The sequence below is a fragment of the Streptomyces sp. NPDC050287 genome, from assembly GCF_044459385.1.
In the GTDB taxonomy this organism is placed as follows: Bacteria; Actinomycetota; Actinomycetes; order Streptomycetales; family Streptomycetaceae; genus Streptomyces.
This window is the reverse complement of the sequence record NZ_JBITIY010000008.1, coordinates 282,346-308,475: the sequence shown is the minus strand read 5'-3', so window position 1 is coordinate 308,475 and position 26,130 is coordinate 282,346. Positions and strand designations below refer to the sequence as shown.

At 69.9% G+C, this 26,130-nt stretch carries 29 protein-coding genes and 1 pseudogene; 19 read left to right on the top strand and 11 right to left on the bottom strand.

Annotated elements, in window-relative coordinates; genetic code table 11:
* Nucleotides 1-30 precede the first annotated feature (30 nt).
* Nucleotides 31-1,485, bottom strand: a complete 1,455-nt coding sequence (locus ACIBK3_RS29525) for an amidase (RefSeq protein ID WP_399370446.1) — start codon at nt 1,483-1,485, stop codon at nt 31-33.
* Between the two features lie 77 nt (nt 1,486-1,562).
* Between ACIBK3_RS29525 and ACIBK3_RS29520 the strand changes: the two genes are divergently transcribed.
* A complete protein-coding gene (locus ACIBK3_RS29520) occupies nt 1,563-2,192 on the top strand; it encodes a TetR/AcrR family transcriptional regulator (protein ID WP_399370445.1) in 630 nt (209 codons plus the stop codon).
* A 513-nt stretch (nt 2,193-2,705) separates the two neighbouring features.
* Nucleotides 2,706-3,224, top strand: coding sequence for a hypothetical protein (locus ACIBK3_RS29515; RefSeq protein WP_399370444.1), 519 nt, complete (start codon nt 2,706-2,708; stop codon nt 3,222-3,224).
* Nucleotides 3,225-3,251: 27 nt separating this feature from the next.
* Here the strand turns inward: ACIBK3_RS29515 and ACIBK3_RS29510 are convergent, their stop codons facing one another.
* Nucleotides 3,252-3,698, bottom strand: a complete 447-nt coding sequence (locus ACIBK3_RS29510) for a hypothetical protein (protein WP_399370443.1) — start codon at nt 3,696-3,698, stop codon at nt 3,252-3,254.
* Between the two features lie 85 nt (nt 3,699-3,783).
* On the opposite strand from ACIBK3_RS29510, the gene ACIBK3_RS29505 reads away from it, so the two are divergent.
* The 4 genes from ACIBK3_RS29505 to ACIBK3_RS29490 all read left to right on the top strand — a co-directional run bounded on the left by ACIBK3_RS29505 (nt 3,784) and on the right by ACIBK3_RS29490 (nt 6,303).
* Nucleotides 3,784-3,915: a hypothetical protein gene (locus ACIBK3_RS29505; protein ID WP_399370442.1), complete on the top strand. Its 132-nt coding sequence runs from the start codon at nt 3,784-3,786 to the stop codon at nt 3,913-3,915.
* A gap of 160 nt (nt 3,916-4,075) precedes the next feature.
* Nucleotides 4,076-4,645, top strand: a complete 570-nt coding sequence (locus ACIBK3_RS29500; RefSeq protein ID WP_399370441.1) for a TetR/AcrR family transcriptional regulator — start codon at nt 4,076-4,078, stop codon at nt 4,643-4,645.
* Nucleotides 4,646-5,116: 471 nt separating this feature from the next.
* Nucleotides 5,117-5,881 carry a HipA family kinase gene (locus ACIBK3_RS29495; protein ID WP_399370440.1) on the top strand — a complete coding sequence of 255 codons (765 nt, stop codon included), beginning with the start codon at nt 5,117-5,119 and terminating at the stop codon, nt 5,879-5,881.
* A gap of 5 nt (nt 5,882-5,886) precedes the next feature.
* Nucleotides 5,887-6,303, top strand: a complete 417-nt coding sequence (locus ACIBK3_RS29490) for a DUF3037 domain-containing protein (RefSeq protein ID WP_399370439.1) — start codon at nt 5,887-5,889, stop codon at nt 6,301-6,303.
* A gap of 151 nt (nt 6,304-6,454) precedes the next feature.
* Here ACIBK3_RS29490 and ACIBK3_RS29485 read toward each other — a convergent pair whose 3' ends face one another.
* Complete coding sequence (locus ACIBK3_RS29485; RefSeq protein ID WP_399370438.1) at nt 6,455-6,871, bottom strand: excalibur calcium-binding protein; 417 nt, start codon at nt 6,869-6,871, stop codon at nt 6,455-6,457.
* Between the two features lie 284 nt (nt 6,872-7,155).
* Here ACIBK3_RS29485 and fabG point away from each other — a divergent pair, with 284 nt between their 5' ends.
* The 5 genes from fabG (at nt 7,156) to ACIBK3_RS29460 (ending at nt 12,103) form a co-directional block, all read left to right on the top strand.
* On the top strand, nt 7,156-7,917 hold the full coding sequence (gene fabG / locus ACIBK3_RS29480) for a 3-oxoacyl-ACP reductase FabG (RefSeq protein ID WP_399370436.1): 762 nt from the start codon (nt 7,156-7,158) through the stop codon (nt 7,915-7,917).
* Nucleotides 7,918-7,929: 12 nt separating this feature from the next.
* Complete coding sequence (locus ACIBK3_RS29475; RefSeq protein ID WP_399370435.1) at nt 7,930-8,706, top strand: SDR family oxidoreductase; 777 nt, start codon at nt 7,930-7,932, stop codon at nt 8,704-8,706.
* Between the two features lie 215 nt (nt 8,707-8,921).
* On the top strand, nt 8,922-10,502 hold the full coding sequence (locus ACIBK3_RS29470) for an ABC transporter substrate-binding protein (protein WP_399370434.1): 1,581 nt from the start codon (nt 8,922-8,924) through the stop codon (nt 10,500-10,502).
* Between the two features lie 120 nt (nt 10,503-10,622).
* Nucleotides 10,623-11,306, top strand: coding sequence for a uracil-DNA glycosylase (gene ung, locus ACIBK3_RS29465; RefSeq protein ID WP_399370433.1), 684 nt, complete (start codon nt 10,623-10,625; stop codon nt 11,304-11,306).
* Nucleotides 11,307-11,566: 260 nt separating this feature from the next.
* Nucleotides 11,567-12,103 (top strand): hypothetical protein, encoded by a 537-nt coding sequence (locus ACIBK3_RS29460; RefSeq protein ID WP_399370432.1) that lies wholly within the window; start codon nt 11,567-11,569, stop codon nt 12,101-12,103.
* Nucleotides 12,104-12,139: 36 nt separating this feature from the next.
* Here the strand turns inward: ACIBK3_RS29460 and ACIBK3_RS29455 are convergent, their stop codons facing one another.
* Both ACIBK3_RS29455 and ACIBK3_RS29450 read right to left on the bottom strand, forming a co-directional pair.
* Nucleotides 12,140-12,619 (bottom strand): hypothetical protein, encoded by a 480-nt coding sequence (locus tag ACIBK3_RS29455; protein WP_399370431.1) that lies wholly within the window; start codon nt 12,617-12,619, stop codon nt 12,140-12,142.
* Between the two features lie 112 nt (nt 12,620-12,731).
* Nucleotides 12,732-13,247 carry a DinB family protein gene (locus ACIBK3_RS29450; RefSeq protein ID WP_399370430.1) on the bottom strand — a complete coding sequence of 172 codons (516 nt, stop codon included), beginning with the start codon at nt 13,245-13,247 and terminating at the stop codon, nt 12,732-12,734.
* Nucleotides 13,248-13,436: 189 nt separating this feature from the next.
* On the opposite strand from ACIBK3_RS29450, the gene ACIBK3_RS29445 reads away from it, so the two are divergent.
* Entirely contained in the window at nt 13,437-14,342 is a 906-nt protein-coding gene (locus ACIBK3_RS29445) for a Gfo/Idh/MocA family protein (protein WP_399370429.1), read from the top strand.
* On the opposite strand, the gene lnt is transcribed toward ACIBK3_RS29445, so the two are convergent.
* Nucleotides 14,266-15,846: an apolipoprotein N-acyltransferase gene (gene lnt, locus ACIBK3_RS29440; protein ID WP_399370428.1), complete on the bottom strand. Its 1,581-nt coding sequence runs from the start codon at nt 15,844-15,846 to the stop codon at nt 14,266-14,268. The two genes, ACIBK3_RS29445 and lnt, sit on opposite strands and share 77 nt — an antisense overlap.
* Nucleotides 15,847-15,918: 72 nt before the next feature.
* On the bottom strand, nt 15,919-16,410 hold the full coding sequence (locus ACIBK3_RS29435) for a nuclear transport factor 2 family protein (RefSeq protein ID WP_399370427.1): 492 nt from the start codon (nt 16,408-16,410) through the stop codon (nt 15,919-15,921).
* Nucleotides 16,411-16,606: 196 nt separating this feature from the next.
* Between ACIBK3_RS29435 and ACIBK3_RS29430 the strand changes: the two genes are divergently transcribed.
* Nucleotides 16,607-17,347, top strand: a complete 741-nt coding sequence (locus ACIBK3_RS29430) for an SDR family oxidoreductase (RefSeq protein ID WP_399370426.1) — start codon at nt 16,607-16,609, stop codon at nt 17,345-17,347.
* A 109-nt stretch (nt 17,348-17,456) separates the two neighbouring features.
* On the opposite strand, the gene ACIBK3_RS29425 is transcribed toward ACIBK3_RS29430, so the two are convergent.
* Both ACIBK3_RS29425 and ACIBK3_RS29420 read right to left on the bottom strand, forming a co-directional pair.
* On the bottom strand, nt 17,457-17,636 hold the full coding sequence (locus ACIBK3_RS29425) for a hypothetical protein (RefSeq protein ID WP_399370425.1): 180 nt from the start codon (nt 17,634-17,636) through the stop codon (nt 17,457-17,459).
* 127 nt (nt 17,637-17,763) lie between these two features.
* A pseudogene (locus ACIBK3_RS29420) lies at nt 17,764-17,901 on the bottom strand (undecaprenyl-diphosphatase); the annotation flags it as partial.
* A 697-nt stretch (nt 17,902-18,598) separates the two neighbouring features.
* Between ACIBK3_RS29420 and ACIBK3_RS29415 the strand changes: the two are divergent.
* From ACIBK3_RS29415 to ACIBK3_RS29405, 3 genes are all read left to right on the top strand, one after another.
* Nucleotides 18,599-20,182 carry an ATP-binding protein gene (locus ACIBK3_RS29415; protein ID WP_399370424.1) on the top strand — a complete coding sequence of 528 codons (1,584 nt, stop codon included), beginning with the start codon at nt 18,599-18,601 and terminating at the stop codon, nt 20,180-20,182.
* Nucleotides 20,183-20,399: 217 nt separating this feature from the next.
* Nucleotides 20,400-20,537: a hypothetical protein gene (locus ACIBK3_RS29410; RefSeq protein WP_399370423.1), complete on the top strand. Its 138-nt coding sequence runs from the start codon at nt 20,400-20,402 to the stop codon at nt 20,535-20,537.
* Between the two features lie 274 nt (nt 20,538-20,811).
* Nucleotides 20,812-21,282 (top strand): hypothetical protein, encoded by a 471-nt coding sequence (locus ACIBK3_RS29405; protein WP_399370422.1) that lies wholly within the window; start codon nt 20,812-20,814, stop codon nt 21,280-21,282.
* A gap of 647 nt (nt 21,283-21,929) precedes the next feature.
* Here the strand turns inward: ACIBK3_RS29405 and ACIBK3_RS29400 are convergent.
* Complete coding sequence (locus ACIBK3_RS29400) at nt 21,930-22,322, bottom strand: ester cyclase (protein WP_399370421.1); 393 nt, start codon at nt 22,320-22,322, stop codon at nt 21,930-21,932.
* Nucleotides 22,323-22,447: 125 nt separating this feature from the next.
* Between ACIBK3_RS29400 and ACIBK3_RS29395 the strand changes: the two genes are divergently transcribed.
* Both ACIBK3_RS29395 and ACIBK3_RS29390 read left to right on the top strand, forming a co-directional pair.
* A complete protein-coding gene (locus tag ACIBK3_RS29395) occupies nt 22,448-23,008 on the top strand; it encodes a PadR family transcriptional regulator (RefSeq protein WP_399370420.1) in 561 nt (186 codons plus the stop codon).
* The gene (locus tag ACIBK3_RS29390) at nt 23,005-24,009 is read left to right on the top strand and encodes an NADPH:quinone reductase (RefSeq protein ID WP_399370501.1); all 1,005 of its coding nucleotides are present in this window, start codon (nt 23,005-23,007) and stop codon (nt 24,007-24,009) included. Before ACIBK3_RS29395 ends, ACIBK3_RS29390 begins: the two co-directional genes overlap by 4 nt.
* A gap of 341 nt (nt 24,010-24,350) precedes the next feature.
* Here ACIBK3_RS29390 and ACIBK3_RS29385 read toward each other — a convergent pair whose 3' ends face one another.
* The gene (locus ACIBK3_RS29385) at nt 24,351-25,115 is read right to left on the bottom strand and encodes an AraC family transcriptional regulator (RefSeq protein ID WP_399370419.1); all 765 of its coding nucleotides are present in this window, start codon (nt 25,113-25,115) and stop codon (nt 24,351-24,353) included.
* Nucleotides 25,116-25,319: 204 nt separating this feature from the next.
* On the opposite strand from ACIBK3_RS29385, the gene ACIBK3_RS29380 reads away from it, so the two are divergent.
* Nucleotides 25,320-26,117: a siderophore-interacting protein gene (locus ACIBK3_RS29380; protein WP_399370418.1), complete on the top strand. Its 798-nt coding sequence runs from the start codon at nt 25,320-25,322 to the stop codon at nt 26,115-26,117.
* Nucleotides 26,118-26,130 lie beyond the last annotated feature (13 nt).

The window sequence follows — 26,130 nt, the reverse complement described above, 5'->3', positions numbered from 1 at the left end:
CGTCTCCCTGCCCGACTGTCGTGGCACCGCCTACCGCGCGGCCGCTGGGACTGCCGGGCGAGGGTCGATCGGTGTGAGCACTCCGAGGCGGTCCTCGACCTCCTGGGCAGCATCCAGGCACAGGTCCTCCCGGAACGCGCGCCCGACGATCTGCACGCCGGACGGCAGGCCGTCGGTCACTCCGGTCGGTACGGCGACCCCGGGTACGCCCGCGAAGCTGGTCACCGTGCACAGGCGCATGCCCGAGCCGACTCGTTCCCGTCCTGCCTGGTCGCGTGACTCCAGCCCCGGCTCGACGGCCGGCTCTGTGAAGACCGGCCCGAGCAGCAGCGGGTACTCGTCGAGGAACTCCGCCCAGGAGCGGCGGATGCCCAGCCAGACCCCCATCAGCCGCATGAACTCCGCGGCGGTCGCGGGCGGGGTCTTCTCCATCGTCATCTCGATGTAGCGATCTCCGCCCTCGCCGAGCAGTGTCCGCACCACCGGCCAGGTCGGGGCGAATTCGGTCACGACGATCCGGTGGTACGCCTCAAGTGCCTCATCCAGCCGCGGAACGTCCGCGATCTCCCGCACGTCGTACCCGGCGTCCCGCAGCGCGTCGGCCGCGGCCGCGACAGCACCGCGGACTGCGGAGTGGACGCCGTGGCCGCCGGGATCTGCGACGACCGCCACCTTCACCGGTCCCGGCAGCGGCTCACCACGGACGGGCACCGGTACGGCCCGCGGGTCCCGCGGGTCGGTCCCGGCCAGCGCCTCGTATGCCAGCCGCAGGTCGGCGATCCTGCGGGCCAGGGGCCCGTCGGTGACCAGCGTCTGTGAGGCGGGTCCTGGGTCGTCCGGGCCGAGGATACGGTGGTCGGCGGGGAATCGCCCGGCAGTGGGCTTCAGTCCCGTCACGCCGCAGAACGAGGCCGGGATCCGTACTGATCCGCCGGAGTCGTTGCCGAGCCCGAGCGCGGCCATGCCGGTGGCCACGGCCACTCCGTCGCCGCCGCTGGAACCTCCCGGAGTCCGGCTCCGGTCCCACGGGTTGACGGTGTCGCCGAACAGTTCGCTGCGGGTGTGCATCCCGGCCAGGACCAGGGTCGGTATGTTGCTGTGCCCGATCGGTATGGCTCCGGCGGCACGCAGCCGGGCCACCGGGGGTGCGTCGGCCGTCGCCACCAGATCGAGGAAGCGCGCGACTCCCATCGTCGTCGGCACGCCTTCGACAGCGGTGGTCTCCTTCACCGTGAACGGCACTCCTGCCAGAGGCCCCAGCTCCTCGCCTGCGGCCCGGCGCGAATCCGTCTGTGCCGCGGCTTCACGGGCGCGGTCGGCCATCAGCTGCGTGACAGCGTTGACCTGCGGGTTGACGTCGGCGATGCGGTCCAGGTGGCTGTCGACCAGTTCGACAGCCGATACGTCTCCGTTCCGGACTGCCTCTGCCTGGGCTGCGGCCGGCATCTTCCATAGGGCATCCCGCACGATTCCTGTCCTCCCCATTCATGCGTCGAGGCGCTCGCGTCGGAACCATAACCCGGAATCGATACGATCGTATTGGAAAAAGGAGGCGCCCGAACATGCCCAAGCAGGTGGACTACGAGAGCCGACGCCGACGGATCGCCGAGGCCGTCTGTCTCCTCTGTGACGAACACGGACCTGAAGGAGTGACCATGCGCGACGTCGCCACCCGCGCGGAGGTCTCCCTGGGTGCCGTTCAGCGTTGCTTCCGCACCAAGGAGGAGATGCTCCTGTTCGCCGTCGACCACGTCGGCGAGCGCATCACCGAACGTGTACGCGCCCACCTGTCCGGCAGCCCGGCCCAGTCAGCCGCTTCCGCACTGGGTCACGCGGCCACCGAGATCGCCCTGCTCCGCACAGAGCACCGCGCCGAGGCACGGGTGTGGCTCGCATTCGTCGCCCAGGCCGCCGCCAGCGAGCCACTCGCCGCCAAACTCAGAATCAGTTACGCGGCTCTCCAGGGCCTCCTCGTCCGCCTCATCACGGAGGCCGGCGAGAGCGGCCCGGCCGACCCTGCGACGCTCGATCCGCAGCGCGAGGCCCGGGCCCTGCTCGCCCTCGCGGACGGCCTGACCAGCCATGTGCTCATTGGGCACTTGACCGCTGAAGAGGCCGAGGACGCGCTGCACGCGCATGTGGTCCGCCTCTGGGAACGCCTCCACACCAGCCGTCCCGGAAAGACCGTCTGACACTCGTGGCGCTGATCGCCTTGCGCGTGCCGTGTCGACTGCGCCGGCCCTACCAGATGCGGGGAACCGTCATGGGCGCCAGATCGAGCCGCTTGTCCATCTCCAGCCGGAAGGTGCCGTACGGGTTGATGTGCGACCAGAACAAGGCGGTCAGCCCGCGCCGGTCCTCGTCCGAGAGCTTCTTCGGCCAGGCTGGTTCCTTTCGGCAGATGGACCGTTCAGGGCACCCGGGATGTTCCCGAGGAGCCCCGGCCGGTGGTCGACGCGGCGATGTACGAGCGCATGAGTGCCGCACTGTCCAGAGTGTCGGGACAACTCGTGGAGTACCTCCTGGGACCGGGACGGTCCGCCGCCAGGGCGGCTGGAGTTGGTGCCACAGGCGCCGCATAGGGTGTGCTCATGCGAACAAAGATCGTTGCCGCGGTTGGCTGCGCCCTTTTGCTGGCCACGGGCTGCGCGAACGGGGATTCGGGGTCGGATGACGCCGCAGCCAAGCCGTCGCCCACCGCTACCTTGCTCCCGCAGAAGCTGACCAAGCCGGCCACCACCGTCGTTGACGACGAGATAAAGCCTTCCCCGGCCGAGGATGCCCCCTTCGCCGAGCAGTTGGAGTACGAACTGCGGAGCCGCACCGTCAAAATGGCGTACGCGGAGGGCAGGACCACCGCCACCTGCCCCAGCAACCTCGCCTCGACGAAGGCCACCAAGGCGACCTGCACCACCACCTTCGACGGTGTCAAGGTCCAATGGGCCGTCACCATCGGCGACAACGCCGCCTGGTCCGACAACTACGTGCAGTACAAGGCGACTCCGGACAAAGGCATCCTCACGCGGGAGGGAGTCGCCCGGTACCTCTATGGGAACAACAAGGGCTACATCGACTACGCCCTGTGCAACAACATCCCCGAAGCCGCGGCAGTCCCCGTGAACGCGAAAACCCAGTACCGCTGTGAGGTCGTCCGCAAGGGCCAGAAGCCCACCGGCTATTCGAACCGTGTGTGGGCCACCGAAGCAGGTCCCAGGTCGTACTGACGATCTCGGTATGGAGCAGGGCGGCACTCACCCGATCCGCCGACCCTCACTGGGTCTCTCCAGCGGCAGGCTCCACGGCCGGCCCGTGCCTCCGCCCAGGCGCCACAACCAAGCCCGGCCACGGATCAGTCGACGCGCAACTGTTCGACAGCTCCCAGGGAAGGGGGTCCAGCTGCGTGGCAGTGGCCTGGCGCGGGGTTGTCCCAGGTTCTCGGCAGGGCCGCGGTCGTCGAAGACGGTGTTGCGGCGACGCCCCGTGCTCGGGAGTCGTTGCGGGATGGGGACGGCGGGGATCTCGCCGGCCCCTGGATCGCGCTGCGGCGCGTCGGTCAGTTCGAAGGCGGGGATCAGGTCGAGGGTGTCCTGGTCGTCGACGCGGTGCATGCCCGGCCGGGTGATGTCGTCGAGGATCAGCACCTTGGTGCCGTGGTCGCGGGGGGAGACGGCGGCGAGCTTCTCCACCAGGTGACTCATCGGGGATGGTCATCGGCTGTCGGCACTTCAGAGGTCGCTTTCTCGATTTGGAGGTCGATGCCCAGGGCGCGGCATGTTTCATGAAGTGTTTGCGGCAGACACGGCCACCCTGGCGTGGGGCGCGGGGATATTCGTGGTCGGTGCGGTGCTCGCGGCGTTCCTGATGCCGAACTCGGCCCTGGTGCCGTCGGAGGGCGAGCCCGTGATCGCCCACTGAGGCGCTCAGGGTTCCCACAGCCCGGCGACGGCCTTTGGGGCCGTCGCCGAACCACCGCTCGGCCCCGGATTCCTCTCCGTCGCACGGCCAGTGCAGCCCACCCGACCGGCCGGAAAACCGATCGGTTTCAATTTCGCCGGAATCGAGTTAACCTCACCGTATGAGCACAGAAGTGAAGGCCGGCCCCCGGGAGCGGCTGCTGGAAGCGGCGGCCACGCTCACCTACCGAGACGGCGTCGGCGTCGGCATCGACGCGCTGTGCAAGACGGCGGGGGTGTCCAAGCGCTCCATGTACCAGCTCTTCGAGAGCAAGGACGAACTGCTCGCAGCGAGCCTGGAACAACGCGCTTCCGCCTTCGTGGCGACACTCCTGCCTGACGCGGGCGACGGCCGCTCACCCCGCGCGCGGATCCTGCACGTCTTCGAGCAGGTGGAACGGCAGGCCGGAGCGCCCGAGTTCCGAGGATGCCGGTACCTGGCCGTGCAGATCGAGCTGAAGGACCAGAGTCATCCGGCGAGCCAGGTGGCACACCGGATCAAGGGAAATCTGACGGCGTTCTTCCGGGCCGAGGCCGAACCGGGCGGAGCTGTCGATCCCGACCTGCTGGCCCGGCAGCTCAGCGTGGTCTTCGACGGCGCCAGCGCTCGCGCGGGGATCGGAGCCGACAACCTCACCGGCCTCGTCGCCCCGACGGTGGCCACCCTGCTCGATGCGGCAGGCGTGCGCTGACAAACCGCCGTCAGGGCAGGCCCGTAGCAGGCCTGACATCAAGATCCCGGAATGCGTCTCCGCTGGGCGGAAGCCCGATAGCCCGGCCCCCTTCGAAGGTCGCACCTTGAACGGAAAGCAGCTGCTGCGGCACGCATGGGCTTCCGTCTTCTGTTCCGGACCCTGTGAGTGTGGGGCGCTCCCCAGGAAAACGCCCCGCGCCCATCAGACTCCGAGTGCCTCCATCACGAGCTGTGTGACCTTGCGCGCGGAGCGTCGGTATCCCCCGCGGTTACTATGCTCACTTCATGCCGGAGGCCGGCCGCAAGGGGCGCACGGCCATCGGCGGACTGCTCGGGGAGTGCGGAGATCGGCATGCCGGCCGAAACTCCCCAGATCTCCCCAGGCTCGTCGGCGGGTGGTTTGTGCTGCTGCACCCCTCCCGAGGTGGGTAGTGGATTGCAAGGTTGAAGAGATGGATGGCCTGGGAAATTGCTGAAAGAGGTCACCGCGACCCGCTACATCACGCCCCTGCGTGAAGGCGGCTCGCTGCCGGGGCTCGTCGAGGCCGACGATCTCGGGACGTACGTCATGAAGTTCACCGGCGCCGGGCAGGGCCGCAAGACGCTGGTCGCCGAGGTGGTGTGCGGGGAACTCGCGCGGCGGCTCGGCTTCCGGGTGCCCCGGCTGGTGACGATCGGCCTCGATCCGGATCTGGGTCTCGGCGAACCCGATCCGGAGGTGCAGGGGCTGCTCAAGTCCAGCGGCGGCACCAACCTCGGTATGACCTTCCTCTCCGGTGCCCTCGGCTTCGACCCGCTCGCGTTCTCCGTGAGCCCCGAGGAGGCCGGTCGGATCGTCTGGTTCGACGCGCTGGTCAACAACGTCGACCGCTCCTGGCGCAACCCCAACCTGCTGTGGTGGCAGCGCGAGCTGTGGCTCATCGACCACGGCGCGACCATGATCTGGCACCACAACTGGCCGGGCTCCGAGGCGTCGGCGGCCCGCCCGTACGACGCCTTTGACCACGTGCTCGCGCCCTTCGCGCCGGATCTCGACGCGGCCGCCACCGCGCTGGCGCCGCTGGTCACCGAGGAACTCCTGGCCGAGGTCACGGCACAGGTCCCGGACGTGTGGCTCGCCGACGAGCCCGGCTTCGAGACGCCGGACGACCTCCGGCGGGCCTACGCGCGGCCGCTGGTCGCACGGGCCGCCGTCGTCCATGACCGCGTTCACGGCATCGAGGGAGTCAGGTGAGTCATGTGAGTGAGCGCCACATCATCAAGGGCGGCCGCCGCAGCGACCGAGACGTCTTCGAGTACGCCCTGCTGCGGGTCGTGCCCCGCGTCGAGCGCGGCGAGTGCGTCAACGCCGGCGTCCTCGTGTACTGCCGTGCGAAGGCCTACGTCGGCGTCCGCACCCACCTCGACGAGGCGAAGCTGCTCGTCCTCGACCCCGACGCGGACGTGCCCGGCGTACGCGCGGCCCTGACGGCCGTCGAGGGTGTGTGCGCGGGCGGCGAGGCGGCCGGCCAGGCCGCGGCCGACGACCCCGGCCGCCGCTTCCGCTGGCTGATCGCCCCGCGCTCGACGATCGTCCAGCCGGGCCCGGTGCACACCGGACTGACGGCCGATCCGGCCGCGGAGGCCGACCGGCTGCTCGACCTGCTCGTGCGGTGACTGAGCCTGCGCGTGCCCGGGACCGCAGCGTCCGGCGCCCGCCCCGCTGCGATGCCGTGCCGCCCCGCCGTGGCGTCGTCCCGTCCGGCCGCGGGGGAGGGGGCCGAGGCCTCGGCCGGTTCGCGCCGCGTGCGCGGTCCGTGGGCCGGCGTCAGGACCGTCGGCGCCTCACCGCATAGCCGGTCGCGAGGACACCGCCGGCCACGAAGGCCGAGCCGATCCCCATCTCCAGGCCGGTCGGTCCGGAGGCCGACGCGCCGCCCAGCCCGCCTTGCACACCACGGGTCGGGGTGACGGCGGTGGGGGTCGCGGAACTGAAAGGACGGCTGGTGGATGAGGTGACGGGAGAGTCGCGACGGGGCAGTGCCTCGCAGGCTATGCCGTCGGCCGGGCCCTGATCCTCGTCGAGTCGGTTCTGATCGTCGGGGTTCGTGTCGAGCGCGGCCTGCGCATCCTCCTGGAAGGTGAAGTCGCGGCAGCGCAGATCCTGGGCGTGAGCGGTGGCGGCCAACGGCGCGGTCGCGGCGATCGCGATCAGAGTGCCGGCGACAGCGGTACGACGGCGCATGGAGCGCCTCCTTTCCGGCCACGAGTGGCCCGCGCGTCGACGCTATGGGGCAGGTGGCGCAGGGGCGCGCGGCACGGGGCCGATCGGGTGCCTCGACGGGCACCGGTGCGGGACGATGACGGCGGGCCCGTCCCGGACCGACGCTCTGCCGGGGGGTAATGGATCACACACCCCCGGCCCGCCGTTGACACCGGGTGCCAGGGCTTCTAGCGTCACGTCTGCTGAAGGTACTAAGCGGTCGCTCACTCGATGGGCGTCCTTCTCGAGGGCGAGGAGAACCAGCAATGTCCACCACTGAGCAGCGGGTTGCCGTGGTCACCGGCGGAGCGCGCGGCATCGGCGCCGCCACCGCCGTACGACTGGCCGCCGAGGGCCGCGCGGTCGCCGTGATCGACCTCGACGAGGCCGCCTGCAAGGACACCGTGGAGAAGATCACCGCGGCCGGCGGCAGGGCCCTCGCGGTCGGCTGTGACGTCTCGGACGAGGCGCAGGTCGAGGCGGCGGTCGCGCGCATCGCCCAGGAGCTCGGCGCGCCGGTCATCCTGGTGAACAACGCGGGCGTCCTGCGTGACAACCTGCTGTTCAAGATGAGCGTCGCCGACTGGGACACCGTCATGAACGTGCACCTGCGCGGCGCCTTCCTGATGTCCAAGGCCTGCCAGGAGCACATGGTGGACGCGGGCTTCGGCCGGATCGTCAACCTCTCCTCGTCCTCCGCGCTCGGCAACCGCGGGCAGGTCAACTACTCCGCCGCCAAGGCCGGTCTGCAGGGCTTCACCAAGACCCTCGCCAAGGAGCTCGGCAAGTTCGGCGTCACCGCCAACGCGGTCGCCCCCGGCTTCATCGCCACCGAGATGACCAAGGCCACCGCCGACCGCGTCGGCATGGGCTTCGAGGACTTCAAGGCCGCCGCCGCCACCCAGATCCCGGTGGCCCGCGTCGGCGAGCCCGAGGACGTCGCCGACGCGATCGCCTTCTTCACCGGCGAGGCGGCCGGCTTCGTCTCCGGCCAGGTGCTGTACGTCGCCGGCGGACCGCTCGACTAGGGGATCAGGAACATGACTTCCGTGGAACTCCCGGAACCTCCCGGACTTTCGGGCAAGGTCGCGCTCGTCACGGGTGCCAGCCGCGGCATCGGGTACGGCGTCGCGCAGGCTCTGATCGCACGCGGCGATCGCGTCTGCATCACCGGCCGCAACGAGGACGCGCTCAAGGAAGCCGTCGAGCAGCTCGGCGCCGACCGCGTCATCGGCGTCGCGGGCAAGGCGCACGACGAGGAGCACCAGGCCGTCGTCGTCGAGCGCACGATGGAGGCGTTCGGCCGCGTCGACTTCCTGGTCAACAACGCCGGTACGAACCCGGTGTTCGGACCGATCGCCGACCTCGACCTGAACATCGCCCGCAAGGTGTTCGAGACCAACGTCGTCTCGGCGCTCGGCTTCGCCCAGAAGACCTGGCACGCCTGGCAGAAGGACAACGGCGGCGCGATCGTCAACATCGCCTCCGTGGCGGGCGTCTCCGCCTCGCCCTTCATCGGCGCGTACGGCATCAGCAAGGCCGCGATGATCAACCTGACCCTCCAGCTGGCGCACGAGTACGCGCCCAGGGTGCGGGTCAACGCGATCGCCCCGGCGGTCGTGAAGACCCAGTTCGCCAAGGCCCTGTACGAGGGCCGGGAGGAGGAGGCCGCCGCGGGCTACCCGCTGGGCCGGCTCGGGATGCCCTCCGACATCGGCGGCGCCGCCGCGTTCCTCACCTCGGAGCAGTCCGACTGGATCACCGGCCAGACCCTCGTCGTCGACGGCGGCATCTTCCTGAACGCCGGCGTGGGCTGAGTCTCGTCCCCGGGGGCACGGGGCCCGTGCCCCCGGGGATACGGGCGCCCGGTGTCGGAAACGGCGCCCGTGTCGGCGTACAGGATCTTCACCGGGCTTTGACAACGTCGTCATCAACCGGTTGCCGGAGAAGGCCGCCCACACGGAGGTCCCGCCCGCCGGACGCTGCGGTATCGTCTGCCGACTCTTGCTACGGCGGATCGAGGAGCGTGCGCGTGTTCAACCGGAGACGATGCCTGCGACACGTGGCGGCCATCGCGTCCATATCGTCCCTGGCCACCGGCTGCGGTGTGCTGTCGTCCGGCTCGTCCGACGACGCCGGGCCGATCGTGGTGGGCACCACCAGTGCCCCCAGCACGCTGGACCCCGCCGCCGCCTGGGACGGCTCATGGGAGCTGTTCCGCAACATCTACCAGACCCTGCTGGCCTACCCGAACGGCGCGATCACACCCCAGCCCGACGCCGCCGAGCGCTGCGCCTTCACCGACACCTCCAGCCGGACGTACCGCTGCGAGCTGCGCGAGGGCATGACGTTCGCCGACGGGCACCGGCTCGACGCGCAGGCGGTGAAGTACTCGATCGACCGGATCAGGGCCATCAAGGTCCCGAGCGGCCCCGCCGGACTCCTCGGCAGCCTCGACCGGGTCCAGGCGCTGGGCGACCGTGAGGTGGTCTTCCACCTCAACCAGCCCGACGCCACCTTCCCGTTCGTGCTCGCAACCCCGGCCATGTCGATCGTCGACCCCGAGGACTACCCGTCCCGATCGCTCCGCGAGGACGGCAAGGTGTCCGGGTCCGGCCCGTACGCCCTCCGGTCGTACGACGAGGGCAAGCAGGCCGAGCTCGTCGCGAACAAGAGCTACAAGGGCTTCGCGCAGCGGAAGAACGACGCGGTGACGATCCGCTACTTCCAGGACTCCTCGTCCATGGTCAAGGCGCTGCGGGACCGGCGGATCGACCTCACCTACCGGGGTCTGGCCGCCGACGACATCGTCTCCCTCGAAAGCAAGAAGGACAGGAACCTCCAGCTGATCGAGGGCTCCGGCACCGACATCAGCTACCTGGTGTTCAACCCGAAGGACCCCTGGGCCGACAAACTCGCCGTTCGCAAGGCGGTGGCCCAGGTCGTCGACCGGGCGGCCATCGCGCACAAGGTCTACAAGGACACCGTGGACCCGCTGTACTCGATGGTCCCCAAGGGGCTCACGGGTCACACCACGGGCTTCTTCGACGACTACGGCGAGCCCAGCACCTCCAAGGCCCGACGGATCCTCTCCGACGCCGGCATCAAGAAGCGCGTTCCGCTGACCCTCTGGTACACCACCGACCGCTACGGCTCCGAGACCGCCCAGCAGTTCCAGGAGCTCAAGCGGCAGCTGGACGACTCCGGCCTGTTCAGCATCACCCTGAAGGGCCGCCCCTGGAAGACGTACGTCGAGGGCTACCGGAAGGGCGAGTACCCCGTGTTCGGGCGGGGCTGGTTCCCCGACTTCCCGGACGCCGAGAACTTCATCGCCCCGTTCGTGGGCAAGGAGAACGCGCTCGGTACGCCCTACCCGGCGCCCAAGATCACCGGGGTGCTGCTGCCCCGCTCGCGCGGCGAGAGCAACCGGGCCGACGTGGAGAAGGACTTCGAGGAGGCCCAGCAGATCCTCGTCGACGACGCACGGCTGCTGCCGTTGTGGCAGGGCCGGCAGTACGTGGCCGCGAACGACGACATCTCGGGCGCGGAGCAGGCGCTGGACCCGTCGACGATCATGACGGTGTGGCAGTTGCACCGGAAGACCAGCTGGTAGCGGCCGGTTTGGCCGTTCTCGGCGGCGAGTGTCAGTGGTCGCCGGTAGGTTCTGTGGCGTGGGGCGACCGCAGGTTGCGGTGACCGATCCCCAGCGACCGCACACCCTAAGGAAGTCGACGTGACCGACATCGCCATGCTGCCCGAGTCCTGGCGCGGGGTTCTGGGCGACGAACTGCAGCAGCCCTATTTCAAGGAGCTGACGGAGTTCGTCGAGGAGGAGCGGGCGAGGGGTCCCGTGTACCCGCCGCGCGAGGAGGTCTTCGCCGCTCTGGCGGCGACGCCGTACGAGCGGGTGAAGGTCCTCGTCCTCGGCCAGGACCCGTACCACGGCGAGGGGCAGGGGCACGGCCTGTGCTTCTCGGTCCGGCCCGGCGTGAAGACCCCGCCGTCGCTGCGCAACATCTACAAGGAGATGAAGGAGGAGCTGGGCCTGCCCGTCCCGGACAACGGCTATCTGATGCCGTGGGCCCGCCAGGGTGTCCTGCTGCTCAACGCGGTGCTCACGGTCCGCGGAGGCGAGGCCAACTCGCACAAGGGCAGGGGCTGGGAGAGGTTCACCGACGCGGTGATCCGCGCGGTGGCCGGCCGGCCCGACCCGGCGGTCTTCGTCCTGTGGGGCAACTACGCGCAGAAGAAGCTGCCCCTGATCGACGAGACCCGGCACGTGGTGGTCAAGGGCGCGCACCCTTCCCCGCTGTCGGCGAAGAAGTTCTTCGGTTCCCGCCCGTTCACACAGATCAACGAGGCGGTGGCCCGGCAGGGGCACGAGCCGATCGACTGGCGGATTCCTGACCTTGGGTGAGCGGGCGCGGTGAGGCGGCTCCGGGTGGGCGGTCGCCCCACCCGGCCCTCGGACCAGGTCCCAGGCCCCCCAGGTCCCAGGTCCCACCGACGTCAGCCCGCCCACCTCAGCGACAGCCATGCGCCTGCCGGCCTGGCATCGACCCGGGTCGCCCGTCGCCCCGGCGTTCCCCGCACAGTGCCCCGGTGCCGCCTGACCGGGATTGCCGGTGGGGGCGGTTAGCGTCGGGAGGGACAGCCGGCGAGGGTGTGGAGGGCGCGGTGGCGGAGCGACAGGGGAAGGCGGCCGCGGATGCCCTGATGACACGGATCGGGCAGGTCGTCATGCTGCATCACGCGGGGGACCGCGAGGAGGCCCGGCACCGCTTCCTGGGCCTGTGGGCGGAGATCGGCGAGCACGGAGATCCACTGCACCGCTGCACCCTGGCGCACTACCTGGCCGACACCCACGACGATCCGTACGACGAACTCGCCTGGGACCTGCGGGCGTTGACGGCCGCGGCGGAGCTGACGGAGACCCCGCCCGCCGAGCACCACGGAGAGCGGCAGGAGGACGCCCTCGCGGTGCGGGCGCTGTACCCCTCGCTGCACCTGAATCTCGCGGCCGACTATGTGAAGCTCGGCCACGCCGAGGCCGCCCGCACCCATCTGCGCCGGGCACGCAGCGCGTCGTACGCGCTGGGGGACGACAGCTACGGCGACGGCGTGCGGGCGGCGATCAGCCGACTGGAGGTGCGGCTGGGGGAGGGGGACTCCGGCGGAGGGGGAGCGTGGGGGCCGCCGCGCCGGCGGTCCTGAGGCCCTCGCGGCGCCCCACTGCGGAAGTCGGTGTCGTCAACGCCCGTACGCCTGGTCGCAGATCATCGCCTCCGGGCTGTCCGCGCGCCAGCCGCCGTACTTCTTGCCGAGGGCGCAGACATCCTGCTGGTTCCCGGGGAACGTCCTGGTCAGGTCCGGGGTGTCGACGCGCGGTCGCCGGCGCTGACCGGCGTCGGGGTGCCGGGGTTCGGGACCCTCCGGGTCAGCCCGACGGGCGGGGTGCGTGCGGGGCGGCAGTTGCTGTCGTGGTTGCGCCGGGGCCGACGGGCCCGCGGCGGGTTTCGGGTGGCGGGACGGGTCGGTCATCTCCAGGGCCTCACGGGCGGGCGCCTGCACGACCTGCGGCTCCGCCGGGCCGTCGGGCCGGGGCGCCGACGGCCGGGACGGCGCCGTCGGCGGGCCGGGAGCGGGCGGGCGCTGGACCGTCACGCAACCCGCGAGGGCCGAGACAGCCACGGTCACCAGGAGCGTTGCTGTGGTCGTCGTTCGATGCACGCGCGTAACTCTGCTGGCTGCGGCGCCCGTCGGGGCAGCGGACAGCCTCAGGATGCCCCGCATGGGTGATCTCCGGCCCCGTACGGTGGGGCCGGATCCTCAGTGGCTGACGTCAGTCGCCGGTGGCGCCGTCGACGCGCTCCCGGAGCAGGTCGGCGTGGCCGTTGTGGCGGGCGTACTCCTCGATCATGTGCGTGACGATCCAGCGCAGGTTGAACCGCTCACCGGTACGCCGGTGCTTGCCCTCGGAGGTGTCGTCCAGGCCGAACCGCGCCGCGTTGCGCCGGGCGGTCTCGATCTCGGCCTGCCAGGTGGCGTACGCCTCCTGCCACGTGTCCGCGTCCGTGAGATGGAACTCGCCGTCCGGATCCGCGTCGCTGTGGTAGATCGAGCCGACGGCCTCGTCCGTGAGCACCCTGCGGAACCAGCTCCGTTCCACCTCCGCCATGTGCCGCACCAGCCCCATCAGCGACAACGTGGAGGGTTCCACCGCCTGAGTCCGCAACTGGGCGTCGGTCAGGCCCTCGCACTTCCACGCGAGGGTCTGCCGGTGATAGTCCAACCAGCCCTCCAGCATGGTGCGTTCGTCGGCGTTGGTGGCGGGTTCATGGCGCTCGGTCGTCGTCATACCTGCATCTTCGCCCCCACCGGCCCGATCACACCACGGGTTTTGCGCACGCCTCCGGCCCCGGCAGCCCAGTGCCGGCCGACCCGGGCGCGCGGCCGGACGCCAACCGGCATCACCGACCGGCGGCCGCCGTGCCCGCCGTATGCTGCCCTTGGCACGCGCAGGCACGCAGGCAGTGAGGGAGTCCCCGTGAAGGTCGGCTGCATCGGGCTGGGCGACATCGCGCAGAAGGCCTACCTGCCGGTGCTCGGCGGCCTCCCCGAGGTCGAACTGCATCTGCAGACCCGTACGCCCGCCACCCTCACCAGGGTCGCCGACGGCCTCCACCTCCCCGAGCCGCAGCGCCACACCGACCTTGAGTCCCTGCTCGCCCAGAACCTCGACGCGGCCTTCGTGCACGCGCCGACCGCCGTGCATCCCGAGCTCGTGACACGGCTGCTGGAGGCGGGTGTACCGACGTACGTCGACAAGCCGCTGGCCTACGAACTCGCGGACTCGCAGCGGCTGGTGGCGCTCGCGGAGGCGCGGAACACGGCTCTCGCCGTCGGCTTCAACCGCCGCCACGCCCCCGGGTACACACAGTGCGCCGATCATCCGCGCGAGCTGATCCTGATGCAGAAGAACCGGATCGGGCTCCCCGAGGAGCCGCGCACGATGATCCTCGACGACTTCATCCACGTCGTCGACACGCTCCGTTTCCTGGTGCCCGGCCCGGTCGACGACGTCACCGTGCGCGCCCGCGTCCAGGACGGACTGCTGCACCACGTCGTACTGCAGCTCGCCGGGGACGGCTTCACCGCGCTCGGGGTGATGAACCGGCTCAGCGGCTCGGCCGAGGAGATCCTGGAGGTGTCCGGGCAGGACACCAAGCGTCAGGTGGTCAACCTCGCCGAGGTCATCGACCACAAGGGGCAGCCGACGATCCGGCGGCGCGGTGACTGGGTGCCCGTCGCCCGGCAGCGCGGCGTCGAGCAGGCCGTGCTCGCCTTCCTCGACGCCGTGCGCGCGGGCAAGGTGCTCAGCGCACGGGACGCGCTGGCGACTCATGAGCTGTGCGAGCGGGTGGTACGAGCGGTTCAGGAGCGGGCCGCCTGAGCCGCAGCGTCCGTACGCCCTCGGTGACGGCCCACGCGGCGAGGATCAGCAGGGCCGCGTGCACCGGCCAGTCGCCGAGGCGGACGTACGGGGTGACGCCCCGTGCCAGCGGTACGTCGTACACCTCGGCGGCGCTGCTGTCGGTGCCGAGCCATGATCCGATGGGCCGGCCGCTCGGGTCGTAGACGGCGGAGACGCCCGTCAGTGTCGCGTGCACCATGGGGCGGCCCGTCTCGGCGGCGCGCAGCGCGGCGAGCGAGGCGTGCTGCTCGGGGGCCCAGCTGTGCTGGAAGGACGAGGTCGACGACTGGCCGACGAGGATGTCGGCGCCGTCCCCGGTGAGATGGCGGGTCATGTCGGGGAACGCGGTCTCGAAGCACACCATCGGGCCGATCCGCAGGCCGTGCCCGACGTTCATCACCACCTGCTGCGAGCCCTTCCTGCGGTCCTCGCCCGCTGCCTTGCCGACCGAGGTGGCCCAGCCGAGCAGCGAACGGGCCGGGATGTACTCGCCGAAGGGGACCAGCCGCATCTTGTCGTAGCGGTCGCCGGTGAGGCCGTCGGCGCCGACCAGGACCGAACTCTTGTAGATACCGGGCTTGTCGGAGCGCCGGGCGTCCACGTTGACCAGGATGTCGGCGCCGGTGTCACGGGAGAGCTCCGCGATCCGCCGGGCCAGGTCGGGCCGGTCGTCCAGGTCGAAGCCGACGCTGCTCTCGCCCCAGACGATCAGGTCGGCGTTCTGCCCGACGAGTTGCCGGGTCAGCCGCTCCTCGAGGTCGAACCGGCGGTCGGCGCTGCCGGCGCCGGCCACGATGCCGGGCTGGACGACGGCGATCCTGGCCCGGTCGCCGGCGTCGGTGGCGGGGCGCGGCGACCAGGCCCAGACCGCCGAGGTCGCGGCGGCCGTCGCGAGCAGACCGGCCACGGCCGGTACCCGGGACTCGCGGACCAGGACCAGCACGGCGACCGCCACGTTCACGGCCACGATCAGGAAACTGAGCAGCCACACCCCGCCCACCGAGGCCAGCCGCAGCGCGGGCGCCACCTCCCACTGGCTGGAGCCGAGCACGCCCCACGGGCCGCCGAGTCCCTGCCAGGAGCGCACGAGTTCGACACCGAGCCAGCCGGACGGCAGGACGAGCAGGGCGGCCACGACCCGGCCCGGTGAGGGCGTTCCCGCGAGGAACCGGCGCACCAGCCGGCCCCAGGGGGCCCACAGCGCGCCGAGCAGCGCGGCGAGGACGACCGTGAACACGTTCAGGAAGGGAAACAGCCAGTGGTGCATCGCCAGCATGAAGCCGAACCCGCCGCACCAGCCGTCGTACGCCGCCCGTTTCCCGGTCGGCGCGGAGCGGGCGAGCGTGAGCCAGGGGACGAGGGCGACGTAGGCGAGCCACCACAAGGACGGGGCGGGAAAGGCGAGTACGGGCAGGGCGCCCGCCAGCGCGGCGAGTATCGAGCGCCGCCACGGGGAGCGAAGCCAGTGGCCGAACGAATCCATACGGCGCCTCCTACCCCGTGAGCGGCCCCGATGCGCGTGCCGTGGACGCCCCGGGGGACAGAGGACGTCGGCTCAGTGGACCACGGGCGCCGGGGCCCGGCCGGGCAGGCGCCGCCACTTCTCGTGGACGACCACCTCGCGCAGCCGCCAGCCGTCGTCGGTACGCAGCAGCCCGAAGTCGTACCGTCCGCCGCACACGAAGTCGGGAGCGCCCGGTCCGTCGCCGTCGGTCTCCTGGGCGAGGCGCATCGGGTTGACGTAGTCGGCCTTCAGGCGTGCCGTGTCGCCGGTGTCCTGGTCCCGTACGCCGAAGCGCAGGCGGCGGTTGACGATCAGATGCTGGCGCATCGAGAACGCCCGCAGGCTCTCCGCGAGCCACCCGGCGACCTGTCCGGCCTCCCCCTCGATCCCTCCGGCCGAGCGGTAGTCCGCCCGCCCGTCGGCGGTGAACAGACCTCGGTAGGCCTCCCAGTCGCCGTCGTCCACGGCCACCGCGTAGTCGGTGATCAGTTCGTCAACGGCCAGCCGGTCCAGCACGGCGGCGAGCTCCACACGCTGCGTCATCGGCTCAGTGTTGGGCATGGCGAGGGCTGCGCCAAGGGGGACGCGGTGATTTCGGCGGCCGTCAGCCGCACGGCTTCCGGGCGTGCACCACGGGTTCCCGTGCGCGTGGAGAGCGAGCGATGCACCTTACGTCCGCACAGGAACGCCCCTAGGATGATCGATGATCGATCAGTGAGGCTCGTTCGGGGAGGCACTCATGGCAGGTTCCGTCACAGTCGTCACCGGTGGAAGCAGGGGCATCGGAGCCGCCACCTGTCTGCGGCTCGCCGCGGACGGTCATGACGTGGTGGTGGGGTACGTCCGGGACGCGGGGGCCGCCGAAGCCGTGGCGGAAGGGGTGCGGAAGGCCGGGCGGCGGAGTGTCGCCGTACGGGTGGACACGGCGGTCGAGACGGACGTCGAGCGGCTTTTCGACGTGGCCGAGGAGCGGCTCGGGCCGGTGACGGGCCTGGTCAACAACGCGGCGGTGACGGGGCCGTTGGGGCGTTTCACCGATACGGACACCGGCAACCTGCGCCGGGTCGTGGACGTCAATCTGGTCGGCACACTGCTGTGTTCACGGCGGGCGGCGCAGCTCATGACGGCCCGGGGCAGTGGTGTCATCGTGAACGTGTCCTCGGCCGCCGCGACCCTCGGGAGCCCCGGGGAGTACGTCCATTACGCGGCGACCAAGGCCGCCGTCGACGCGCTGACTCTGGGGCTGGCCAAGGAACTCGGCCCGGACGGGGTCCGGGTCAACGCGGTCGCACCGGGAGTGATCGACACCGAGATGCACGCGACGATGGGCGACCCGGACCGCGCCCGGCGCGCGGCCGGCACGGTCCCGCTGCGACGGCCGGGGCAGGCCGAGGAGATCGCGGCGGCGATCGCCTGGTTGATGTCGCCGGACGCGTCGTACGCGACGGGGGCGGTACTGCGGGTGTCGGGCGGCCGGTGAGGAATCGCTCCCGGCCAGTCCAGGGCCTCCTCGGGGCCTGCTCGCCCGGAGATCTGCCGGAGGTCCGCGTTCCCGGAGGCCTGCCGCAGGAGGCGAAGCCTCGTCGGGCTCAGGCCGCTTCGATGACCTCGCCGCGGATCGCGGCCGCCCACTCGACCACCAACAGCTCGTATTCCACGCGCTCCTGGGCCGAGAGGGTGCCGCCCGCGCGCATCCAGAGGGCCCGGATCTGCTCGTTCACCTCGGCAGCAGACCGCACGGAACCAGGAGTGATGGAATCGGGGGACATGCGCACAAGCCTAGGGGCAAGCACTGACAGTGCGCTACCAGATGGCTACTCAACTCGTATGTGATTGGTCACGGGTACGTAGGACGACAGCGTCGAGTGCTGTGGTCCACCTCACGGCCGCGCCGGGTCAGCCCGCCGACTCCGCCGCGTGAGGGCTCAGTGCACCCATGCTGACCAGCACGATCACCAGGATGCCGAGGGCGATGCGGTACCAGACGAAGGGCATGAAGCTCTTGGTGGAGATGAACTTCATGAACGAAACTATGTCGACGTGTCCTGAGCGGCTTTGACCTGCTGGTTTCCACCACTTTTCAAGATCGAATGGTAGAGCAGTGGGAGATGGCGCCTTTCCAGTGCCCTCCCTCGCCGACCACGAACGGCGCAGCCACCTGCTTTGCAGCGAATCGGCAATCTCCTGCTCCATGGCCAGGGCAACGTGCGAGTAGAGACCATCCACGCCGGCGACCTCGCGGCCCATGCGGGTCTCCACGGCGATGCGACTGTGTCGATCTTCATCCAGCCACTCCTTGCCGCCGTGACGAAGCAGGTACAGCCGCTTTCCGGCGTTCGTGGTCGCGGGGAACCGGCCCCTGACCCGCGGCCAAACTGTCCAACAAGGCACTGGCCGCAGTGCGCGCCTCGGTCGCTCACCAGCCCGGATGAGATTTTCGGCAAGGGCAGGATGCATGAGGCCGACTGGGACGACAGCGGTGCCCCGGATGAGCTGATCGGCACGCGAAGAGCTGTGCGGCGGTGACCTGCATGCCCTGGCGGTCGCCGGAGGCGCTCCAGCGGTCACCGCACCCCAGCGGGCGCTGGCCGCGTTTCTGCGTCTGCCCGCCGGGTGATCTCCGCACCGGGGCACCGCTGCTCTGGCACTCGTGCCCGTACGGGGCGGCGTAGCCGGTGGTCGGGTGCACGATCGCCTCAGGTTGTCGGTGCCGTCGGCTAGCGTGCGAGGTATGCGCTACTTCAATACGGCCGGGCCGTGCGTCCCCACGCGTCACTACATGGTGCCGGCCCAGGAGCGGCTGCCCAGGGCCCGCGGGTACATCGAGCAGGGCCAGTACTTCGTGGTGCACGCGCCACGGCAGACCGGGAAGACGACGGTGCTGGCGGCGATGGCCCTGGAACTGACGGCCTCGGGCTGGTACGCGGCGCTGCACTTCTCGTGCGAGAGCGCGGAGGTGGCCGGGGAGGACTACGGCCAGGCCGAGCTGCTGGTGCTGGAGGCGATTCGGCGGTCCGCGGAGTCCGCTGGGCTTCCTGATGAGCTCGCGCCCCCCGCCTCCTGGCCCGACGCGGTGCCCGGGTCCCGGCTCACGCGGGGGCTGGCTGAGTGGGTGCGGAGCTGTCCGCGTCCGCTGGTGCTGTTCTTCGACGAGATCGACGCGCTGCGGGGGGAGAGCCTGCGCAGTGTGCTGCGCCAGTTGCGCGATGGCTTCACTGTCAGCCGTGGCGGCTTCCCGCATGCGGTGGTGCTGTGCGGGCTGCGGGATGTGCGTGACTACAAGGCGGCCTCGGGCGGGGATCCGGGGCGCCTTGGTACGTCGAGTCCGTTCAACATCAAGGTGGCGTCGCTGCGGTTGGGCGACTTCACCGAGGCCGAGGTCGCCGAGCTGTACGGGCAGCACACCACGCAGACGGGCCAGGATTTCACGGTGGATGCGCTGGAGCGTGCCTTCAGCTTTACCCAGGGACAGCCGTGGCTGGTCAACGCGCTGGCCCGGGAGGTCGTCGAGGAGATGGGGGTGCCGTCGGCCACGCCGATCACGGCCGAGCACATGGAGGAGGCGAAGGAGCGGCTGATCCTGGCGCGTGCGACGCATCTGGACTCGCTGGCCGCCAGGTTGGGCGAGGACCGGGTGCGGCGGGTGATCCAGCCGGTGATCGCGGGCGAGCTGCTCCTGCCGACGGACACGTACGACGACGATCTGGCGTACGTGCGTGACCTGGGGCTGGTCGCTCCGGACGCGCCGGTGCGGGTGGCCAATCCGATCTACCAGGAGGTCATTGTCCGGGTCCTGGGAAACAACACGGAGGGCCAGGTCGTCGCCGCCCCGAGCAGCTTCCGGCTGCCGGACGGCCGGATCGACATGGACAAGCTGCTGTGCTCCTTCGCCGAGTTCTGGCGGGAGAACGGCGAGATCCTGGCCACCGCCTCGACCTACCCAGAGGCCGCGGCACAGCTGGTGATGATGGCCTACCTGCACCGGATCGTGAACGGGGCGGGTTTCATCGACCGGGAGTACGGGGTCGGCCGGCGGCGCGTGGACCTGCTGATTCGCCAGCCGTACACCGCTGCCGACGGTTCGCGGGCGGTGCAGCGCGAGGCGCTGGAGCTGAAGGTGTGGCGCCAGGGCCGCACCGACCCCCTCGCCGAGGGGCTGGCACAGTTGGACGACTACCTGGACCGCATGGAGCTGTCCACGGGCACCCTCGTCGTCTTCGACACCCGCCCGCAGGCAGCCCCGGTCCACGAGCGCACCGCCTTCTCGCAGCAGACCACGCCCTCCGGGCGCACCGTCACCTTGCTGCGCGCCTGACGGCCGGGAGACCTCAGCCAGGAGCGCCCCCGGATCTTCCTCCCGTGGCCGTGTTCCCCGGAGCAGCACGGGTTCGGTGCGGGAGCTGGAGGGGCTCGGCAGCCAGGAATCACGGCAGTTCGGTGCTGACACGTCAGCACCGTGCCAGCACATGAAACCCTGGGGGCGGGCCGCAGCACGTTCTTCGACAACTTGCGCCGACGGCACCTTCGGTCCCGTGGAGGACATCAAGATCGATGTTCTGGTCACCCCCGAGCAGTGGGACGCCCTGGGCCGCATCGGCGCCCCAGGTAGCCTCGCCTCCGGTGCCCAGAAGGCCATGGCAGCCGGGGTCGCGTCTCTCGACCAGCTATGAGGCGGCAGAGGGGGCTTGTAGAAAACTCCGTCGCAGCAGGTCAGCGGCTGGCCAGGAGATCGCTCCGGAACGCACACTCGTCGATTCGGAAACGCTCAGCTGATCGCTGCAGGTCATTGCCTGTCCTCGGTCGCGCCGACCAGCGTTGCAGCATCACCTGCCAGACGCCGTCGTAGCCAGCGTCCCGCTTCAATGAATGGCCTAGTTTTTCTCGGCTTCATTCCTTTCCGGCTCAGCGAGGGCGTATGTACCGGTTCTGACTGATGCTCAAGGCATGAGGACCGCATTCAGAAATAAGCCGCGGCACACCACTCTGGCTGTGATCGACCGCGAAGACCGTGTACTGCTGCACAGGGTTCATGGCGAGTCCTCTTGGCGACCGGTCACTTCTCGGGTGATCCGCATCCTGCCGTCACGATTCTCTGTCATTCATGTTCTGGACCCACTCTTCTCCCACTGGTTCCTTGCACGCACTCCCGTTGTCGGAAGTTACAACCCGCTACCGGAGCGAGACAGTTCGGACGAATCGACGCGCATCTTTGTAGTCCGTCGCAGCAAAATGAGATCGATCAGTCTTCGCGCCCGCGCCCGCGCCCGCGCCGTCACGGACGCGGATTACGTCTGGCATCCGCTGTCGAATGTCGAGGACAAGGAATTCGATGCGTATCCACGCGAGCTCGGCCCATTTCTACGTGGATACATTGAGGGCTGGATTCCAGACGGCATCATCACTCTCGTCGAATGACTACTTTCCCATCCAAGGAGCATGCCTGGTGACAAGTGCTCAGCATCGGCTCCAGCCCCCAGGCCGCGGGCCGCTGCGGTTGGAGATCCGGACGCTTCTGGCGGCCGCCGGACTACCCGAAGCGGACAACGACGACCGATACCGTGCCCACGGTGTCGTGGTGACCGATCGCGGAGAATCAGTCGGCGTGGAGTGGTTCGTCTCTCGCAGTCTCCGTCGCGCCGCGGCCGACGAACAGCTACGGGGCTGGCCCATGGGTACGGCCGACCGCGCGCAGGAAGCCGCGCGACGTCATCTCCACGCGGCCCTGTTCGGCATCCTGACGGAAGTGGGTTACCTGGTGGAGGCAGATCCGCCTGACACTCCGGGTGCTCTCTCCGTTCGAGCCGGCCGGGTATCCACGCCCGCGACGTTGGCTGCGGACATCAGGCGGATCCTTGCGGACCTCCATGGGGTCGCTGACAACTCTGACGACTCCGGCCCGTCCCCGTGAGGCACAATCCATGCGTAGATCCCCTGGGACCGCGCGATCGACACTATCCACCCGGACCTCAAAGCGGTCCGCGCCCTGCGCTCAGACCTGCGCCCGCGAGCTCGACGAGCGCGCTCGCGTCTTCCTCGCCCACCACCGCTGAGGCCTTCTCGCCTTAGGGCGCAGGTACGGCATCGATCTGCTGCATCACCCCGAGGAGATCGGGCTGAGCCCGTTCGCCGACGATCCGGCCGTCGGCCAGATAGTAGAAGTTCATGGCCTGCACCGAGATCTTGTTGCCGCTCGCAGGGATCCCGAAGAATTCGCCGGCGTGGGTTCCCCTCATGGTGAACCGCGCGGCCACCGTGTTGCCTTCGGTGACCGTCTCCTCCAGCGTCCACTCGACGTCCGGGAAGGCGCTGCGCATCATCCCGAGGACCTCCATGTAACCCTCGGGCCCCCGCAGCGGTTCCGGGTGACTCGGCGCGTGGAACACCGCGTCCGGAGAAATGACCTCGCGGGCGAGACCCTCGTCGCCCGTGTTGATGAACTCGACGAAGCGGTTCATCACTGACTCGCTGGACTGCGCCGGCATCTTGCTGGGCCTCTCCGAAGATGGTGGGTGGATGCCTGAGAGCCTAACATCGAAACGATGTCCACATCGGTTCGATGCAGCCGTGCGAGGATGGACTCATGCTCGAACTCGCGATCCTCGGCTTCCTGGCCGAGTCCCCCTTGCCCGGACACGAGCTACGCCGCCGCGTCACACAGCTGACCGGCTACACGCGGCCGGTCAGCGACGGCAGCCTGTATCCGGCGATCAACCGTCTGACCAAGGCGGGCTTGATCGAGCGGCGCGCCGACCCGGCCGCGGGGGCTGCCCGGTACGTGCTCAGCCTGACCGCGGCCGGACGGGCCGAGATGCTGCAGCGCCTGCGCAAGCCCGCCGACCACGAGATCACCGACTTCACCCGGTTCTACGTCGTCCTGGCCTTCCTCTCCCACCTGCCCGACGTGCTGCGCAGGCGGCTGGAGTTCCTGGAAGAACCGGCGAGCTTCTTCTACGACAACGAGCGGCCCCTGCGTGCCGAGGAGATCGCCGACCCCTACCGGCGGGGCATGCTGCTCACCGCCCGCGCCACCAGCCGCGCCGAACGGACCTGGCTGCGCGAGACCCTCGGCGAGGAACCGCCCGCACTCGACACCACGGTCACCGACAGCGACCCCCATGCTCCCGCTGTTCCCGCGAGCTGACCGTCCACGGAGGTACCACCACGCTTGCTTCCTGGTACGACGACCAGGGACCCGCCGCCGATGTCCTGCACGTCGGCGAACTCCCTGATTCCATCCCCGGACCCGGTGAGGTCCGCGTCCGTGTCACCGTCTCGGGCGTCAACCCCGGCGACACCAAGAAACGGCGGGGCTGGCTCGGCTCGTCCATGCCCTACCCGCGGGTGATCCCGCACAGTGACGCCGCCGGGGTCGTCGACGCCGTGGGCGAGGGGGTGGACGAACGCCGCGTCGGACAGCGGGTGTGGACCTATGGCGCCCAGTCATACCGGCCCTTCGGCACGGCCGCCCAGTACACCGTCGTGCCCGCCGGTCTCGCCGTCCCTCTGCCCGACCACCTCAGCGACGAGCTCGGCGCGGCCCTGGGCATCCCTGGCATCACCGCCCACCGCGCCGTGTTCGCCGACGGCCCTGTGGATGGCAAGCTCGTGCTGGTGCACGGCGTCCTGGGCGGGGTCGGCTCCCTGGCCGCTCAACTCGCTTGCTGGGGCGGGGCGAGGGTGCTCGGCACGGTCCGGCACAGCGCGGACCTCGCACAGGTCGACCCGGCTGTCGTGTCCCACGCCGTGGCGCTGGACCAGCAGGACCCAGCGGTGGCAATCCGCGCGTACGCGCCCGAGGGCGTGCACCGGGTTGTCGAGGTCTCCCTGTCCGACAACGCCGACCTGGACAACGCCGTGGTCGCGAACGGCGCGGTCATCGCCGCCTCCGCGACGAGGGTGGACCGGACCGAGATCCCCTTCTGGAAGCTGCTGTTCAACAACGTCGTCCTGCGCCTGGTCGGCAGCGATGACTTCCCCGAAGAGGCGAAACGCCAGGCAGCGCGCGATCTGACCGCCGAGGCCGCCGTGGGCGCCCTGACCGTCGAGGTCGGTGACCGCTACGAGCTGGCGGACATCGCCAAGGCGCACGACCGCGTCGACGCCGGCAGTCGCGGCCGCGTCCTGGTCACCCTTCCCCGGTGACCCCGCCCCGTCGTCACCACGGCCCGCCGTTGCGTCCCCTGGTCTCCCGGGGCAGCAGGCCGAGCGGGGCCAGGGGCGCGCGACGTTCTCAGCCGAGGTAACACCTGAATGTGCCTCACATGACAGAACGTCTGAGCCGCTGGCGAGTTCACGTGGCGGGCTCGGCAGGGGCACCGTCCGGGGTTGCAGTTCATGGTTCCGTTTGACGGACATCGAAGATCAGTGGCTGCGGCTCCAGAGGGATGATGTCCGTCAAAGGGGATCAAGCCCAGCACAGCGGACAACCCGCTCAACCCGAGCGTCACATCATGTGACACCAAACCGCACTCTCTGCATGGCTCCTACTCGACCCCGTAGGTACCGGGTGTCTGCCCGGTCACGCGCTGAAAGGCGGCGATGAAGGCGCTGGGCTTTCGGTATCCCACAGCCCGCGCGGTGGCCTTGACGGACGCGCCGATCGCCAGATGGCCTACTGCGGCGCGGACACGGACCCGAGTCCTCCACTGCGAGAAGGTCAGCCCCGTCTCGGCGAGGAAGAGCCGTGACAGAGTACGCACCCCGCTGTGCACCTCCGCCGCCCACATCGTCAGTTCTCGCTGATCTCCAGGCGAGTCGATGAGCCGCTCGGTGATCGTACGCAAGCGCGGTTCGGCGGGCATGGGCACCTGGATCGAGTGGGTGGGCAGCGGCAGGAGGACATCGAAGAGGAGAGCTTCGGCATGCCGGCGGCTCGCCGCGTCCGGCTCGGCCCGCAGGTATCGGATGAGCTCACGAAGCAGCGGTTGGACGGCGACGCCGGTGGGCTGCACCCAGTCGATGGGGCAGCGCGTGGCCATGAACCGGATGACACACAGTTCACCGGCGTGCCGTGTCGTCCCCGTGTGCTCGACACGGCCGGGAAGCCACAGGCCGTGCCCCGGAGGCACCAGCCAGTCGTGCGAAACCGTGCGCAGGGTGACGGAAGTGGTCGACGCCCACAGCAGCATTGGCTCCGAATGGGTATGGGGTGCCACCTGGAGGGGCGGATGCGCATGCTGGTGCTCGATGCTCAGGATCGGAGAGGCGGCTCCCTCGCCCAGAGCTGTCACCTGAACCATGACGCTCATCTCTCCATCCGCCGTTCCGTCCCGTCCCAGCCCACCAGTCCCGTTCGCCCCGTGCTCCGATCACAGTCTGGCCGTTCCGGGGTATCGCATGGCCGCCATGCGCACAAGCGCCATTCTATGGTTAGGCATGCCTAACTTGATGCCCGGGCGTGGTGCGTACCCACCTTCCGTTGCGGCGTCGACGCATGGGAAGAGGACGTCACCATGAACCGGATCAAGCCCGTCAGCCGTCGGATGCTGTCGGTCGAAGTCGTGCGCAAGGAGTGGAGGCCCGGAGGCTTCCTGCTGGTGACCGTGGGCGGAGAGGACCTCAAGGACTTCCGGCCGATCGGAGTCGACCAGGCCTTCAGGCTCCTGTTCCGGCGGCCCGGCCAGGGCCGGCTCTGGCTGCCCTCCCGGTCCGACGCCACATGGATGGCGCAGTACATGATGACGGGCAAGGCGGTACGCCCCTACGTCCGTTTCTACACGGTCCGGCACTTCTGGCCCGACCGCAACGAACTGGACATCGAGTTCGTGCTCCACGAAGGGGACAGTCCGGCCTCCACCTGGGCGCGGGGTGCCCGCCCCGGCGAACTGGTCGGCATCCTCGACGAGGGAGCCACCTACAGCCCGCCCCATGGCGTGGAATGGCAACTGCTCGTAGGGGACGAGACCGCGGTACCGGCCATCTTGTCCATCCTGGACTCCGACGAGGACGCGTTGCCCAGCGAAGTGTTCCTCGAGGTACCCAGCAGCGCGGACATCCAGAAGTTGAACACGCCACAGAACGTCAGCGTGCACTGGCTTCCGCGTGACGGCCGCGCCGGACTCCCGGGGCGCTACGCGCTCGACACCGTGATGAAGACCGCCCTGCCGGCAGGGCGCTTCGCCACCTTCGTGGCGGGTGAGAATCACCTGCCCACGACACTGCGGCGGCACCTCGTCCATGAGCGCGGCGCCGACAAGTCCGACATCACTTTCGCCGGTTACTGGCGGCACGGCAGGGCGACTCCGGGATGACGGCCGCGGTGTC